General features: G+C 57.8%; 13 protein-coding genes. 6 read left to right on the forward strand and 7 right to left on the reverse strand.

Annotated features, from left to right (window positions below):
- The first annotated feature begins 301 nt into the window (after positions 1-301).
- The gene (locus CAUR_RS06505) at positions 302-1,108 is read left to right on the forward strand and encodes an IS5 family transposase (protein ID WP_012257125.1); all 807 of its coding nucleotides are present in this window, start codon (positions 302-304) and stop codon (positions 1,106-1,108) included.
- A 91-nt stretch (positions 1,109-1,199) separates the two neighbouring features.
- Here CAUR_RS06505 and CAUR_RS21175 read toward each other — a convergent pair whose 3' ends face one another.
- Positions 1,200-1,358: a hypothetical protein gene (locus CAUR_RS21175; RefSeq protein ID WP_157866402.1), complete on the reverse strand. Its 159-nt coding sequence runs from the start codon at positions 1,356-1,358 to the stop codon at positions 1,200-1,202.
- A gap of 444 nt (positions 1,359-1,802) precedes the next feature.
- The gene (gyrA, locus tag CAUR_RS06515; protein WP_012257126.1) at positions 1,803-4,271 is read right to left on the reverse strand and encodes a DNA gyrase subunit A; all 2,469 of its coding nucleotides are present in this window, start codon (positions 4,269-4,271) and stop codon (positions 1,803-1,805) included.
- 201 nt (positions 4,272-4,472) lie between these two features.
- Here gyrA and CAUR_RS06520 point away from each other — a divergent pair, with 201 nt between their 5' ends.
- From CAUR_RS06520 to CAUR_RS06535, 4 genes are all read left to right on the forward strand, one after another.
- Positions 4,473-5,462, forward strand: a complete 990-nt coding sequence (locus CAUR_RS06520) for a DNA-methyltransferase (protein ID WP_012257127.1) — start codon at positions 4,473-4,475, stop codon at positions 5,460-5,462.
- A 174-nt stretch (positions 5,463-5,636) separates the two neighbouring features.
- Positions 5,637-6,029 (forward strand): BglII/BstYI family type II restriction endonuclease, encoded by a 393-nt coding sequence (locus tag CAUR_RS06525; RefSeq protein WP_338067500.1) that lies wholly within the window; start codon positions 5,637-5,639, stop codon positions 6,027-6,029.
- 100 nt (positions 6,030-6,129) lie between these two features.
- Entirely contained in the window at positions 6,130-8,211 is a 2,082-nt protein-coding gene (locus CAUR_RS06530) for a thioredoxin domain-containing protein (RefSeq protein ID WP_012257128.1), read from the forward strand.
- 569 nt (positions 8,212-8,780) lie between these two features.
- Positions 8,781-10,058 (forward strand): glycosyltransferase family 4 protein, encoded by a 1,278-nt coding sequence (locus CAUR_RS06535; protein WP_012257129.1) that lies wholly within the window; start codon positions 8,781-8,783, stop codon positions 10,056-10,058.
- Here CAUR_RS06535 and CAUR_RS06540 read toward each other — a convergent pair.
- The 5 genes from CAUR_RS06540 to CAUR_RS06560 form a co-directional block, all read right to left on the reverse strand.
- A complete protein-coding gene (locus tag CAUR_RS06540; RefSeq protein ID WP_012257130.1) occupies positions 10,036-10,593 on the reverse strand; it encodes a GNAT family N-acetyltransferase in 558 nt (185 codons plus the stop codon). The genes CAUR_RS06535 and CAUR_RS06540 overlap by 23 nt on opposite strands.
- Positions 10,594-10,614: 21 nt before the next feature.
- Complete coding sequence (gene rsgA, locus CAUR_RS06545; RefSeq protein WP_012257131.1) at positions 10,615-11,589, reverse strand: ribosome small subunit-dependent GTPase A; 975 nt, start codon at positions 11,587-11,589, stop codon at positions 10,615-10,617.
- Positions 11,579-11,842 (reverse strand): hypothetical protein, encoded by a 264-nt coding sequence (locus CAUR_RS06550; RefSeq protein ID WP_012660639.1) that lies wholly within the window; start codon positions 11,840-11,842, stop codon positions 11,579-11,581. Before CAUR_RS06550 ends, rsgA begins: the two co-directional genes overlap by 11 nt.
- 333 nt (positions 11,843-12,175) lie before the next feature.
- Positions 12,176-13,168: a threonine ammonia-lyase gene (locus CAUR_RS06555; protein WP_012257133.1), complete on the reverse strand. Its 993-nt coding sequence runs from the start codon at positions 13,166-13,168 to the stop codon at positions 12,176-12,178.
- Between the two features lie 18 nt (positions 13,169-13,186).
- Entirely contained in the window at positions 13,187-14,167 is a 981-nt protein-coding gene (locus tag CAUR_RS06560; protein ID WP_012257134.1) for an aldo/keto reductase, read from the reverse strand.
- A 275-nt stretch (positions 14,168-14,442) separates the two neighbouring features.
- Here CAUR_RS06560 and CAUR_RS06565 point away from each other — a divergent pair, with 275 nt between their 5' ends.
- Complete coding sequence (locus tag CAUR_RS06565) at positions 14,443-15,645, forward strand: class I SAM-dependent rRNA methyltransferase (protein WP_012257135.1); 1,203 nt, start codon at positions 14,443-14,445, stop codon at positions 15,643-15,645.
- Positions 15,646-15,677: the final 32 nt, after the last annotated feature.

The following is a 15,677-nucleotide window of genomic DNA, read 5'->3' on the forward strand; positions in this document are numbered from 1 at the left end:
TGTTCATTAGTCCAGTAATGGGATTTGCCTCGCTCTGAGGAGTGGCTTCCTGCTTGTGCTTGTCCATTACCTGTGCCACTGTCACGTGACGAGTGCGAAAGTGATCTGAATACCTGCGGCATAGCCCGCGTCATCGCTTACATGCAGGCAGTGCATGACGGATGGGCAAGCCAGACGGACATCCTTTGCCTGCATGTTCGTCCCTGTGACCGGTGGAGAAACTGCTGCGCCCCACCCCTGATCGTGAGCACGGCTAGAGCCTGTTATGGACTTTTCGGTTCTGCTCGTATATCATGACGCTATGACACGAAAAGCGTATCCCAGTGATGTTTCCGATGAAGAGTGGGCGTTTGTTGCGCCCTATTTGACACTGATGGACGAAGCAGCGCCGCAGCGGAACTATTCCCTGCGCGACGTCTACAACGGGCTGCGCTACCTTCTGCGTACCGGTGCGCCGTGGCGGATGCTGCCCAACGACGTACCGCCGTGGCACGTGGTGTATCAACAGACCCAGCGCTGGCTGAAAGCGGGCGTGTTTGAGCAGATGGTGCATGATGTGCGGATGCTGCTGCGTGACATCACTGACCGCACACCCCAGCCCCGCGCCGTCATTGTGGACAGCCGGACGCTTCAGTCGACACCGGAAAGCGGGGGACGTGCCGGCTACGATGGGCACAAACGTCGGAACGGCTCGAAGGTGCATCTGGCCGTGGATACGCTTGGACAACTGCTGGCGGTGGTGGTCACGCCAGCCAACGACCAAGACCGGGCGCAGGTAGCGGCACTGGCGCAGCGCATTCAAGAGGTAACTGGCGACACGGTAGAGGTGGCCTTCGTTGACCAGGGCTACACTGGTGAGCAACCGGCAGCCGATGCCGCCGCCCACGGCAGTCGCCTGGAGGTGGTCACGCTGCCGACCGCCAAACGGGGCGTTGTCTTGCTGCCGCGGCGCTGGGTGGTCGAGCGCAGGTTTGCCTGGATGACGCGCTTCCGTCGCCTGGTGCGTGACGACGAACGTGTGGCAGCGACGCTGGCCGGCTTGCATTTCGTTGCCGTTGCCATCTTGTTGGCCCATCGGTTTGTCGCTCTCATGGTTCAAAGTTCATAACAGGCTCTAGTGCGGAAGGCACGCTTCCGCACTCCAAACTACGTGCCATGGGCAACCCGGCCTGGAACCTATGCATTACCCATAACTGGTGTCAACCACGTGCGTATCGGCTGGTATGATCGCTATTGTTGCTGTTTTGGGCGACCGAATCGGTGACAGTGCGCCGCTCCAGCCGTGCCGGCACGTGCTGGATGGATTGCCGTACCCGCTTGTTATGCGCGTGTCGCGCGGTGTGGAGTGCGGCAGCCATGCTGCCGCGCCAGCCGCGCTCACGATCCGGCGCGTAGCATACCGTTCCCCATCCTGGTCACGGCGGTGCTGGATGTGCTCGTGCCGATCATCGAGTCGGTCAGGCATGCATGCGATACCTGCGCGTAGACGTTTGGTTGTACCAGGTTCGTACCTGCGCACCAGCAGCCACGGCCAGTACCTGACGGTAGTGGCGATGATGCCTGCACGCAGGCTGGAATCCCGCGCCACGGGGAGCACATGCAGCCTGGCCTAACGCAGCGCGACATGTGGGTAATGCATAGGGCCTGAAACGAGGACTACCGGCATGCGATCCCATGGCGTGCGCAGCAGAAACGCTGGTGCTGCGCCGCCGCGCCCAGGAGCGGTGTCGGCGTGATCGGTGGATAATCCGCTACGACCACGATGACACCAGATTTGATTCCAGTATTTTGTCCCCTGCCCCCTACGACAACGGATCGATTAATGTCGGCGTGGAGCCGTTACCGTTCTCTTCCGGGTCTTCCACCGATAGCGCAGCCACCCGATCACCGGTCGCCACATTGACGATGGTCACCCCCTGCGTGGCCCGGCCCAGGCGTGAGATCTCGCTGGCGCTGGTGCGCAATACCATCCCACCGGTGGTGATAAAGGTGAGCAGAGAATGCTCACGGACAACCGCCGCAGCAGCAACTTCGTCAAGATCGTTGCGCAGTTTGATGGTAATGACGCCACCGGTAGCCCGGCCTTTGACCGGATATTCAGAGAGTGCTGTTCGCTTGCCTATCCCTCGCGCAGTCACAACCAGCAGATCGGCCCCCTCTTCAGCCAGATCCATACTGACAACGCGATCACCGTCTGCCAGGTTGATCCCGATCACGCCGGTGGCCGGACGACCCATTGGTCGCACTTCGCTCTGCTCGAAACGCAGCGTCTGACCGCGAGCCGTCGTCAGCAAGATGTCTTCGTGGCCGTGGCTGACCCGCACCCAACCCAGCACATCACCCTCTTCCAGGCCAATCGCGATTAGGCCGTTCGAGCGCACCTGACTGTACTCACGCAATTGCGTGCGCTTGATCTTCCCGCGCACCGTCGCCATCACCAGATACTCGGCATCAAACTCGCGCACGGCCAGCATTGACGTCACCTGTTCACCCGGTTCGAGCGAAATCAGGTTTACCAGTGGCAAACCCTTCGCCGTTCGGGAGCTGTCGGGTACTTCGTGCGCCTTCAGTTGATAGACCTTGCCGCGGTCGGTGAAGAAGAGCAGGTTGTCGAGCGAATTGCACGTCAACAGGTGGCGCACAATATCCTGTTCTCTGGTCAGCATACCCTTGATGCCTCGACCACCACGGCGCTGGGTGCGGTAGGCATCAGGTAACTGACGCTTGATATAGCCACGGTCGGTCAAGGTAATCATCACCCGCACATCGGGGATCAGGTCTTCGTCGCTCACTTCACCGGTGACATCAGGAATAATGCGGGTGCGCCGCGGATCGCCATACTTCTCTTTCAGGCGAGTCAGGTCTTGCTGGATCAGGTGCAACACCTTGCGCGGATTGGCCAGAATATCTTCCAGTTCGGCGATCAGCTTGATCACCTCACGGTATTCATCTTCGATCTTCTTGCGTTCGAGCGCAGCCAGACGGCGTAACTGAAGATCGAGGATAGCCTGCGCCTGCCGCTCGGTAAGCGAAAAATTACTCATCAGGTTATTGCGGGCGCTCTCAGCAGTTCGCGAGTCGCGGATGGTCTGAATGACAGCGTCCAGGTTATCGAGCGCAATCTTCAAGCCCTCCAGAATGTGGGCACGTTCCCGAGCACGGGCCAGATCGAACTCGGTTCGGCGTCGAATAACCTCTTGCCGGTGGGTGATGTACTCTTGCAAGAGGCGTTTGAGGGTCAAGACGCGCGGCTGACGACCGTGCTCGACCAGTGCCAGCATATTGATCCCGAAGGTAGTCTGCATTTGGGTGTGCTTGTAGAGCGCATTGAGCACCTTCTTGGGTTGGGCATCTTGTTTCAAAAGGATCACCAACCGCATGCCGGTGCGGTCGCTCTCATCTCGCACATCGCGAATACCCTCGATCTTGCGATCTTTGACCAGCTCGGCAATTCGCTCTTGCAGACGAGCCTTGTTGACCTGATACGGCAATTCGGTGACGACGATCATAAAGGCACCGCGCCCGGCCTCTTCGATATGTGTCTTGGCGCGCAGCGTAATCTGCCCACGCCCGGTGCTGTACGCGGCTAAAATCCCCTCGGTGCCCAGAATCAGCCCGGCAGTTGGAAAGTCAGGGCCGGGGATGATCTTCATCAGCTCCTCAACCGTGGCCTCCGGGTGTTCGATTAGATAGCTGATCGCATCGCAGAGTTCGCCGAGGTTGTGCGGTGGAATGTTGGTTGCCATACCAACCGCAATCCCGGAAGCACCGTTGAGCAGCAGATTGGGCAGAATGGCCGGGAGCACGACCGGCTCGCGGTAGCTGCCATCGAAGTTATCACGAAAATCGACGGTATCTTTCTCAATCTCACTGAGCAACTCTTCGGCAATTGGCGCCAGGCGCGCTTCGGTGTAGCGCATCGCTGCGGGCGGATCGCCATCGATGGAACCGAAGTTACCCTGGCCATCGATCAGGGGATACCGCATACTCCAGGGCTGAGCCATGCGGGCCAGCGCATCGTAGACGGCACTGTCACCGTGGGGGTGCATTTTACCGAGCACATCGCCCACGATACGGGCACTCTTTTTGTATGGCTGATTACTGCGAAAGCCCATGTCCCACATGCCGTAGAGAATACGGCGCTGCACCGGCTTCAAGCCATCACGTGCATCAGGGAGCGCACGCGAGACGATGACGCTCATCGCGTAGCTGAGATAGGCCGTCCGCATCTCATTGGTGATGTTGACGGGCCGGACGATACCGATTTCCATTTGTTACTCCGTTACGTCGGTTTTAGCGCATTATTATGCGATGTTTGCCATCTCACATTATACCCGATCCAGGCGTTTCTGTCGAATAAAATGAAACATATGTTCAATTATTGTGCTACAATATGCTATACCATACCCTTCTACCGCGAATCAGGTTACAATGAGAAAACGGTATGTACCGTGATTGATATAGGACAGGATATGAGTGAATTACCATTGTTTCGTTCGGTAACGTCTATCGAAACTGCTTTCAGGCCAGATGCCGACGTGATCATCATGTCAGGCGATGTGAGTGAATGCATCGCGCAGATTCCCGATCGTTCAATCGCCCTGATCGTCACATCACCGCCGTACAATCTGGGAAAAGCCTATGAAGATCGAGTCTCGATTGAAGCATATTTGCAGACTCAGGCGGAACTTATTGCGCAGCTCTGTCGTGTGTTGCGCGACGATGGCAGTATTTGCTGGCAGGTAGGTAACTTCGTCGAGCATGGTGAAGTGTACCCACTTGATATTCTGTACTACCCCATCTTCAAGAGACTGGGCCTGAGACTACGCAACCGGATTGTCTGGAAATTTGGGCATGGCTTGCACGCTTCAAAACGATTCTCCGGGCGCTATGAAACGATCCTCTGGTTTACCAAATCGGACCACTACATCTTCAATTTAGATGCAGTTCGTGTTCCGGCCAAATACCCCGGTAAACGACACTTTAAAGGTCCGAATAAGGGCAGGCCATCAGGTAATCCCCTGGGGAAGAATCCGTCGGATGTTTGGGAAATCCTCGAACGGGATTGGGAAGAACTGGTATGGGACATCCCGAATGTCAAATCGAACCATCCAGAAAAGACCATACATCCCTGTCAGTTTCCGATTGAACTGGTTGAGCGTTGCGTGCTTGCCCTGACCAATGAAGGTGATATGGTCTTTGACCCGTATATGGGGGTCGGCTCGACCTTGATTGCTGCATTGATGCATCAGCGACGTGCCGTTGGTTGTGATAAAGAAGCAACGTATGTCGAAATTGCTCGTCAACGTGTGGTTGATTATTTCAATGGTACCCTGCGTTACCGTCCGCTCGGCAAACCCGTTTACCAGCCAACAGGGAGAGAGAAAGTTTCTCAGATTCCAGAGGAGTGGAAGGAGTCGTTACAAGCCCGACTTCTGGAGCGAAATGGAGATTACGAATGAGAGTCGTCGGCAAATATTCTTTCAACGACGGTGAACGGTTTATCGAGGAGAACTATCCGATTGAATTGCAAGAGGTCTACAATGTTATAGAAAAAAGTAGATGCTACAAAGTGCAAAACAAAACCCAGTCTCGAGAAGAAGAAGTTTGGTCGTGAACTTTACAATCCACGTGAACTGAATAATGCTTTCACCGAGAAGTTCAAATCACGCGGCTGGACAAAACATAAGATCGAATGCGTATATTCAACTGAGTACTACATTGATGGATTTCGACCTAAAAAACCACTGAAAGGTGCTTTTCGTGAAATGGATTTTGTTAAGAACTTTGTAGGTGTTGAGGTTCAATTCGGAAAATATGCTTTTATGGTCTATAACGTTTGTGCGAAAATGACCATCTTTCGTAACTCTGGCGTGATCAACGCAGGAATTGAGATTGTACCTGTTAAATCATTTGCTGAAGAGATGTCTAGCGGTGTTTCGTATTTTGAACAAATCGTTTGGGATTTGGAGAATCGTGGGATCGCAAACATTGATATTCCGGTGCTAATTTTGGGAGTAACTGCGTAAAGCCTGTTTGAACAGGCATACCATGACGCCGCTTAACGTACTTGTTACCCATGGCTGAAGAAAGGCAGCCAACCAGATATGTCTGGTGAAGAAGCGACACATGAACGCCGGGTCACGTCCATTGAACCGGCTGGCCCACGAAGCCAGTCCGTATCTCCAACAGCACGCCGATAATCCGGTTGATTGGTATCCGTGGGGCGAAGAGGCTCTCGAACGCGCCCGGCGTGAGGATAAGCCCATTCTGGTCAGTATCGGGTATGCCGCCTGTCACTGGTGCCACGTGATGGCCCACGAGAGTTTCGCCGACCCGGAAGTGGCGGCTGTGCAGAATGAATATTTCATCAATATCAAGGTTGACCGCGAGGAGCGTCCCGATCTCGACAATATCTATATGGCGGCAGCACAAGCGCTGACCGGGCGCGGTGGCTGGCCGCTCAATGTGTTTTGTCTGCCTGATGGAACACCGTTCTTCGCCGGTACCTATTTTCCACCCGACGCCAAAGCCGCCCGCTACCGGATGCCCGGCTGGCGGCAGGTGCTGCTCTCGGTAGCCGAGGCGTATAAAACCCGGCGGGCGGATGTGACCGCTTCCGCACACGAGCTGCTCGAACATATCAAGTTGCTCACCCGACCGTTGCCTGAAACCCTTCCCCTCGACGAAGAGTTGCTGATGGCGGCAGCAGCGCAGATCGGGCGTGAATTCGATCCGCAGTATGGCGGGTTTGGCGACGCGCCAAAGTTTCCGCAGCCGGTCGTGCTGGAGTTTCTGTTGCGCACCCATCTGCGCGGTGACGTACAGGCGCTGCCGATGCTTCAGCAGACACTTGAGCAGATGGCGCGGGGTGGGATGTACGATCAGGTCGGCGGTGGCTTCCACCGCTACAGTGTCGATGAGCGCTGGCTGGTGCCCCATTTCGAGAAGATGCTCTACGATAATGCCCTGCTGGCTGAGGTCTACCATCTGGCGGCCCAGGTCACCGGTGATACCTTCCTCGCCCGTATTGCCGATGAGACGTTCACCTACATGCTACGCGATCTGCGCCATCCTGATGGGGCGTTCTTTAGCAGTGAGGATGCCGACAGTTTGCCGACACCCGGTGCATCCCACGCCGAAGAGGGGGCGTTCTACGTCTGGACGCCCGATGAATTGCGAGCAGCGCTGGGCGATGATGCGGTGCTGGTTGGCGCCTACTACGGGGTGACGCGCCAGGGCAATTTTGAAGGGCGTTCGATCCTGCACGTGCCACGACCGGCTGCCGCTGTTGCAGCGATGCTGGGCGTGTCGGTGGAGCGGCTTGAAGCGACCGTTGCCCGTGCCCGCCCAATCCTGCGCACCTTTCGCGAGCGACGACCCCGCCCGTTCCGTGATGAGAAGGTGATTACGGCATGGAATGCGATGGCGATCCGTGCGCTGGCAGTGGCAAGTTCCCGTGTGCCGGCGTATCTGGATGCAGCGCGACAGTGTGCCGATTTCCTGCTGACCAACCTTCGGCGTGATGATGGCCGGTTGCTGCGAAGCTGGAAGGACGGGCGGCCAGGACCGGCGGCATTTCTCGATGATTATGCCCTGTTCTGCGATGCCCTGATCGAACTCCATGCTGCTGGCGGCGACACCCGCTATCTGGCTACCGCCATCGATCTGGCCGATGCGATGATCGATCTGTTTTGGGATGATCAGGCCGGCATGTTCTTCGATACCGGTCGTGATCAACCCGCCCTGGTTACCCGTCCACGTGATTTGAGTGATAATGCAACACCGTCCGGCTCATCGGCGGCCACGGTTGCCCTGCTGCGGCTGTACGCCATCACCGGGCGCGAGAGGTATGAAACGCGGGCCATGCAGACGCTGCAACAGACAACACCGCTGCTCAAGCGCTTTCCGTTAGGATTTGGGCGTATGCTGTGTGCGGCTGATCTGGCGCTGGGGCCGCTGCGCGAGCTGGCGATTATCGGCCCGCCTGATCATCCGGTAACGCAGGCGATGCTGGCAGTGGCGCGATCTGCATATCGTCCTCGCCTGGTCATTGCGCGAGCCATGCCTGACGATCCGGTCGTCACGCTCAGCCCACTCCTGAACGACCGCCCGATGGTTGATGGGCAGCCGACCGCTTATCTCTGCGAGCAGTTTGCCTGTCAGATGCCGGTTACGACGCCAGAGGCACTTCAGGCGCAGTTGGGATGAGTAGGAGATAGGAGATAGGAGATAGGGGATAGGGGATAGGAAACCTCGTGTGGCAATGTGAACGGGTACATGCATCGTCTGTAGGGGCGGGTTCAGAACCCGCCCTACACGAATCACGCAGGTGATCCTCTCATGAACGGATCGCGGAATAGTGGCGGCGGGGGCAGAAGGGGAGGACGTGCCGGCCCGTGGCGCAGGCTAGAAGCCTGCGCACCAGCGGCCACGGCCAGCACCTGCCGGCGGTAGTGGGGATGCCTGCACGCGGGCTGGAAGACGAACCACATTGCGACTTACAAAGGTGCGGTTAAGTAGTGGGGATGCCTGCACGCGGGCTGGAAGCCCGCGCCACGCCACCCGCGCCACGGAGAGCGCTTATAGCCCGGCCTAACGCAGCGTGACTGTGGGTAATGAAAAGGCTTCAGTATGGGGTCAGGAGCACAGCAAGCCGTGCCTATCTATAGCTCCACCACCATCCCATACCTGCTTGCGTAGCCCCTCAGATTTGTTATGATGCTGCCAGCACTGATTGCAACAGACCGGTAGTGATCATAACAAGGTGCTGATACTGCATGCACATTCTCCACGTTGTTCAACTCTACTGGCCGGCGCCAAGCGGCGCGGCCCGTTATTTTCAAGAAATCGGGAAGCGGCTGGTCGCTGAAGGCCATCGCGTTACCGTGCTGGCAACTGACGCCTTCGATCTCGAACACCTCTGGATGGCCGGGAAGCGCCGGATTCCTGAACCGGTCGGTGAGCACGATGGCGTCGTTATACGGCGTCTGCCGATCCGACGGCTGCCTGCGCCAGCTATCCTCTACCCCATCATCCGCCGCCTGATGGTGGAATTGGGCCGGCTGGGCCGTCCCGCCATCCCGACCCTCCGTCGATTGGCTACCGTAACCCCACAGCTTCCCGATCTGGAGGCATTCCTGGCCGACCCCTATCTCGCCGATGTCGCGGTGGTGCATACTACCAACATCACCCTCGATTTTGCGCTCATCCCGGTTGTGCGCTGGGCAAGGCGGCGTGGTCTGCCCCACCTTTGTACCCCCTTCGTGCATTTGGGCGAACCGGGAAGTGAGCAGGTGGTACGCTACTATGCGATGCCACATCAGCTTGATCTGTTGCGGCAGGCAACCTGGGTGGCGACGATGACCGATCTGGAGCGGGCATACCTGATACGGCGTGGAGTGGCGGCACAACAGATCGTGACGGTTGGGGCAGGGGTGAACCCGGCTGAAGTGACCGGCGGTGACGGTCAGCGCTTCCGCGCAATCCATCACATCCATGGCCCGCTGGTTCTGAGCCTGGGGGTTGCCGCTTTCGATAAGGGTACCGTGCATACGCTGGCTGCGATGCGTCAGTTGTGGGCACAGGGTAGTCATGCGGTGTGGGTGCAGTGTGGGCCGGCCTTTGGCGGTTTTGCCGAGACAGTCGCCGCCCTCAGCCCGGATGAACAGGCGCGAGTGCGGGTGCTCGGTTATGTTGATGATACAACGCGCCGTGATGCACTGGCGGCAGCCGATCTTTACGTGCAACCGTCACGCACTGATAGCTTCGGGATTACGTACCTTGAAGCGTGGTGTAACGGGGTTCCGGTGATCGGCGCCCGTGCCGGGGGCGTCCCTGCGGTTGTGCGGCACGGTGTTGATGGCTTGCTGGTGCGGTTTGGCGATGTGCCGGGTATCGCAGCGGCTATCGACCGCTTACTGCGTGATAGAGCACTTGCCCGCGCTCTCGGTGCTGCCGGACGAGCGCGGGTCTGGCGCGAGTTAACCTGGGATGCCGTCTATCAGCGGATTCGCCCGCTCTACATGCCTCACTTCAGCGAACATCGTCGCGGGTGATTTCCATGAGAATACGGTCGTAGCGCTGGCCGTCGAATAGCGTTGCCCCGCGCAGCCGGCCTGCCTCGCGAAAGCCGGCTGCCAGGTAAGCGCGACGGGCACGTTCGTTGAAGCCATGCACCCATAACCTGATGCTGTACAGGTTGAGGTAACGAAACCCATACGCGACGAGTAAGCGGACAGCTTCACGACCGTACCCCTGCCCCCAGGCCGTTTTGTCGCCGATAGCAATGCCCAACTCGGCGGTGCCGTGCAATAAATCGATGCTTCGCAGATTGCACGTACCTATCAATTGCTCATTGGCACACAGCACTATCGCAAACGAACGTTCACTATCTTTCGCCGCTGTGCTCTCTGTAATCCACTGCTGTTCTTGCTCCAGGGTAAAACTACGCCCCTGCTGCCCCAAGAGAGTGGTGAATTCCAGATCGGCAAACCATTGCGCCAAAAGTGGAGCATCTTCAGCAAAGACGTGGCTCAAAAAGACCTTCTCGCCGGTCATCACCTTTGGGCGGGGGCGCGATGACGTGATCATAGTTTCCTCCTGGGCAGGCTGCTATTCCTCGTCTTCACTCTCCATCAGCCGGGCGTAACTATCGTACCGGGCTGCCGTGATGTCACCCCGCTCCACTGCGGCACGGACGGCACAATGCGGTTCGTGAAGATGGGTGCATCCGGCAAAGTAGCAGTCGTCGAGAAATGGGCGAAATTCACGGAAGCACCAGGCCAGATCACGTTCTGGCACATTCCACAGCCCAATCTCCCGAATACCCGGTGTATCGGCCACATAGCCGCCACCCGGTAGATCGAGCGGGATCAACTCGGCAACGGTCGTCGTATGGCGGCCTTTGGTTAGTCGCTCGCTAATCTCACCGGTGCGCAGATTGAGGCCGGGTTGAATGGCATTGAGCAGGCTGCTCTTGCCAACCCCCGATTTGCCGGTGACCACACTGATACGTCCGGCCAGTTGGCTGCGCAGTTCGGCAATGCCCTCGCCGCTGACGATGCTGGTGTAAAAGACCGGATAGCCAATGCGGGCATACGGACTAAACATCGCCTCAGCCGCATGCTGCACCACCAGATCAATTTTCGTGGCGACAATCACAACCGGCAATTCACTGTGTTCGCATATCACCAGATAGCGGTCAAGCATGCGCGGCGTGAACTCAGGTTTGGTGCAGGAAAAGACCAGCAATACCTGATCGACATTGGCAACGATCACGTCCTCTTTGTAAGCGCCGCGTGGCCCGGCGGCCCGTCGGGCCAGCCGGCTGCGACGGGGCAAGACAGCCTCAATCGCGCCCTGACCGTTACCAACCGGCATGACCTCAACCTGATCGCCGATCACAACCAGATCGGTGGCCTGCCGCTCTTTCTTCAAACGCCCGCGCAGCCGGCATTCGAGGACACCCTGTTCGGTCTGCACCCAGAAGAAGCCACTCTGGGCACGCAAAACGGTGCCAATCAGTCGGAGCGTTTTCTCCGTGGTGGTGGATGTATGAGTGACAGCGGGTGCAATATTACGACTCATCGATGCGCACCTCCAGCCGATGAACACCTGCTATGTCAAAAGCTATACGAATGATCCGCTCAATCAAGGTCGCCGATGGTAAATCGTTCGGCGTTGCTGCCGTTATCGTCGTCTGCGCACGACGTTTCCGCTGCGATTGCGGTGGATGATATGATAACGAGCCATCTCGTTCAAGAATTATCACGATGGTCTCCTCCACGTCTGGTTGTGTCCGGGGTTCGGCGATGTTATCGATGACGTCGTATGCCGACATAGCAATCTTCCTTTCTGGTGGCATGCCGTAAACCGCTGCGACGAACGAACCGTGACGTGGAGGAAACACAAAGGGCTGTGATGCGCCGGTAACGCCACAGCCCCATAAAAACGGGCTGTGGGTAACTTCAGCTTCCCACAGCCCATCAGTACGACAGGTTATCCCTGGTCAGCCTGCGCTGTGCGAAGCTCCTCTCACGTCAGCGGAGTCGTTCGTCATCACCACGACGGTGGCAATCATTATGTCCTGGTTGGTGATGAGTATCATGAACGTCCTCCTCTGAACGAATACGAACCGCTTGCCCGTGCAGCATAGCACGTCAACGGATTGCTGTCAATGGGATGATGCTCCGTCTTTGGGCGGAACTGCGAGAATGTGGTGCAAGGTGGAAATGGCAACATTACGCCCGCAGAGCAGTGCCACGATCCGTTTGCCGACAAGATGGGTGATCTGACCTTCGAGCAGGGCTGCCACCGTCACCGCAGCACTCCCTTCTACAATCAGATGGTGTTCGTCGATTAACCAGCGCATAGCGCGGGCAATAGCTGCCTCTTCGACCAGGATCATCTCGTCTAAAACCTGTTGCAGGATCGGGAGCGTGATGGTATCGCTGGCGATACCTCCAGCCAGACCGTCGGCCAGCGTTGGTTCATCAGGTGCCGGAACGACCCGCCCGGCCCGCAACGCCGCCGCCATTGCCGCGGAAGCGGCTGCCTGTACGCCAATGATGCGGACGCGCGGGTTCATCGCTCTGGCCCAGATACCAACGCCGCTGGCTAACCCACCGCCACCGACCGCGACTACCACCATATCGACGTCGGGCAATGCGTCCCAGACCTCAATTGCCAGCGTTCCCTGCCCGGCAATCACTGCCGGGTCGTTGTAGGGTGACACAAAATGCCAGCCGTGGTGGGCTGCCAGCCGGAGCGCTTCGGTTTCAGCCTCGTCGTAGCCGGCACCGTGCAATATCACCTCAACCGGATAGCGTCGCAATGCGGTGACCTTCGCCGGCGAGGCGGTTGTCGGCACCACCAGGGTGGCCGGCGTACCGGTCAACGCGGCGGTATGGGCAACACCGAGCGCGTGATTGCCCGCCGAGCAGGCCACGACATGCGTGGCAGGTGGTAACTGGCGCAGAGCATTGGCTGCACCACGCAGCTTAAAACTGCCGGTCACCTGTGCCAGTTCCAGCTTCAACCAGACCTCGGCACCGGTCAGGGCGCTCAAGGGGCGACTCACCTCAAGCGGAGTTGGTTGAACGATACCGCTGATGCGACGGCGAGCAGCCAGGATGTCGGCAGGGGTAATGGTTTTCTCGGTAGACATCGCTTCATTCCCTGCCGGCTACGCATGGCCGCGGATCGGTTTCGGGCGGTAGGGTTCCTCTAAACGCTGAATCTCTTCGGGCGACAACTTTACATCGAGGGCTGCAACTGCTTCTTCGAGCTGATACATCTTGGTGGCACCGATAATCGGTGCAGTGACTTCGGGCTTGTGGAGGAGCCAGGCCAGCGCGATTTGCGCATTGCTCACCCCGCGTTCGCGGGCCAGTTCGCTAACCCGCTCGACGATGACGTAGTCGCTGGCATCATACATTGCGTGCGAGATGGTGTCTGAACGACCACGCACGGTCGCCGCACCGGTGCCCTGGGGACGATTACCGGTCAGAAAACCTCGTGCCAGCGGACTCCACGGAATAACCGCCAGCCCGGCATCGCGACACAGCGGGAGCATCTCGCGCTCTTCCTCGCGGTAGACAAGATTAAGGTGATTTTGCATCGACACAAAGCGCGCCCAACCGCGTCGTTCCTGAATCCCCAGCGCCTTCGCCAGTTGCCAGGCGAACATGCTGGAAGCACCGATGTAGAGCGCCTTGCCGGCGCGCACCACATCATTCAACGCCTCAAGCGTCTCTTCGATGGGGGTCTCGTAGTCCCAGCGGTGAATCTGGTACAGATCGACATAATCCATCCCCAGACGGCGCAACGAGGCATCGATAGCCTGCATAATATGCTTCCGCGACAGACCACGGTCGTTCGGGCGGTCGCTCATCGGCTGATAGACTTTGGTCGCGATGACCAGCTCTTCGCGGCGCACCCCGGAATCACGGATTGCCCGCCCCAGAATCTCTTCGCTTACCCCGAGCGAGTACATATCGGCGGTGTCGAAAAAATTGATACCCAGCTCCAGCGCACGAAAGATAAACGGGCGGCTGGCGTCTTCATCGAGTACCCATTCGCGCCACTGGGGCGAGCCGTAGCTCATACAACCCAAACAGATACGCGAGACATGCATGCCGGTTGAGCCAAAACGGGTGTACTGCATACCAGCTCCTCTTTTTCTAACATCGGGTAACGGTAGTATTATAACGGAGGTGAGCAATGGCCCAGAGCATGTCTGTTACACCACCCATGCACCCGGCGCAGTATGTGAATGGGGAAGCACGGCTACCGTACCCTACCGACACGATACTTGCATCGCTGGGAGTCTAAAGGGGAATGATCCAACAGGGTCTCTCGGTGTAAATTTGTTCACAGATCGCATAGAGACGGTATCGTCTGCTTGACCGCACTGCAAGCACGTGATAGATTTAATCTATTATGACAACTGTTATCATCCTTCCCGGTCGCGAACGACCGATTATACAGCGACATCCATGGATCTTTTCCGGTGCTATCGCCGAAGTACGTGGTAATCCCGCGCCCGGCGATGTGGTTGATGTATGCGCAAAAGATGGGAGCTGGCTGGCCCGTGGCTTCTGGAGCAGCACGTCGCAACTGCGAGTACGGCTGGCGACCTGGGATGCAAACCAGCCCCTCGATGAAACCTGGCTCCGCGAGACTATTGCCCGGGCTGTAGCCGGGCGCGAATACTGGCTTCAGAACCCGGCGATTGCCTGCCGGCTTGTGTTCAGCGAGTCGGATGGCCTACCCGGCCTGATTGTTGACCGCTACGGCTGCTATCTGGTGATTCAACTACTCACTCAGGCGATGGCGGTGCGCGCCGATCAAGTGATTGCAGCGTTAGTCGATCTGCTGGCACCACGCGGTATCTACGAGCGGAGTGATGCTGAGGTACGTGAGAAGGAAGGACTGCCACCGGCGGTTGGTTTACGCTGGGGCGAAACCCCGCCGCGATTGCCGGTCACGCTCATCACTGCACTCGATCAACCGGTCACCAGACGGCGCATGTTCGCCGACCTGCAAACCGGCCAGAAGACCGGCATTTATCTCGATCAGGCGATCAACCACCTGCGGGTGGGGGCGTATTGTGCGGACGCCGATACCCTCGATTGTTTCTCCTACGCGGGCGGCTTTGCCCTGGCCGCCGCACTGGCCGGCGCTCGTCAGTTGACACTGGTTGATGCCAGTGCCGAAGCACTGGGGTTGGCGGCTGATAATCTGCGGCTCAACAACCTGTCAACACCAACCACCTTTGTCGAGGGTGATGTGTTTCAGGTGTTACGCCGGTATCGCAGCGATCAGCGCCAATTTGATGTCGTTATTCTCGACCCACCGAAATTCGTTCATCAACAGGCACATTTACAACGGGCGACACGCGGCTACAAAGATATTAATTTGCAGGCACTCCACCTGATCCGACGCGGTGGCATCCTGGCTACCTTTAGTTGTTCGGGGTTGGTTTCAGCCGATCTGTTTCAAAAAATCATCTTCGGGGCTGCGGTTGATGCCGGTCGCGATGTGCAAATTCTGGAGCGACTGACGCAGGCACCCGATCATCCGGTATTGCTGAGTTTTCCTGAAGCGGAATATCTCAAAGGTTTAATCTGCCGGGTGTGGTAAACTATAGACACTCGTATGTAGTTGCAGAGCAG

The sequence above is a fragment of the Chloroflexus aurantiacus J-10-fl genome, from assembly GCF_000018865.1.
Classification (GTDB): Bacteria; Chloroflexota; Chloroflexia; order Chloroflexales; family Chloroflexaceae; genus Chloroflexus; species Chloroflexus aurantiacus.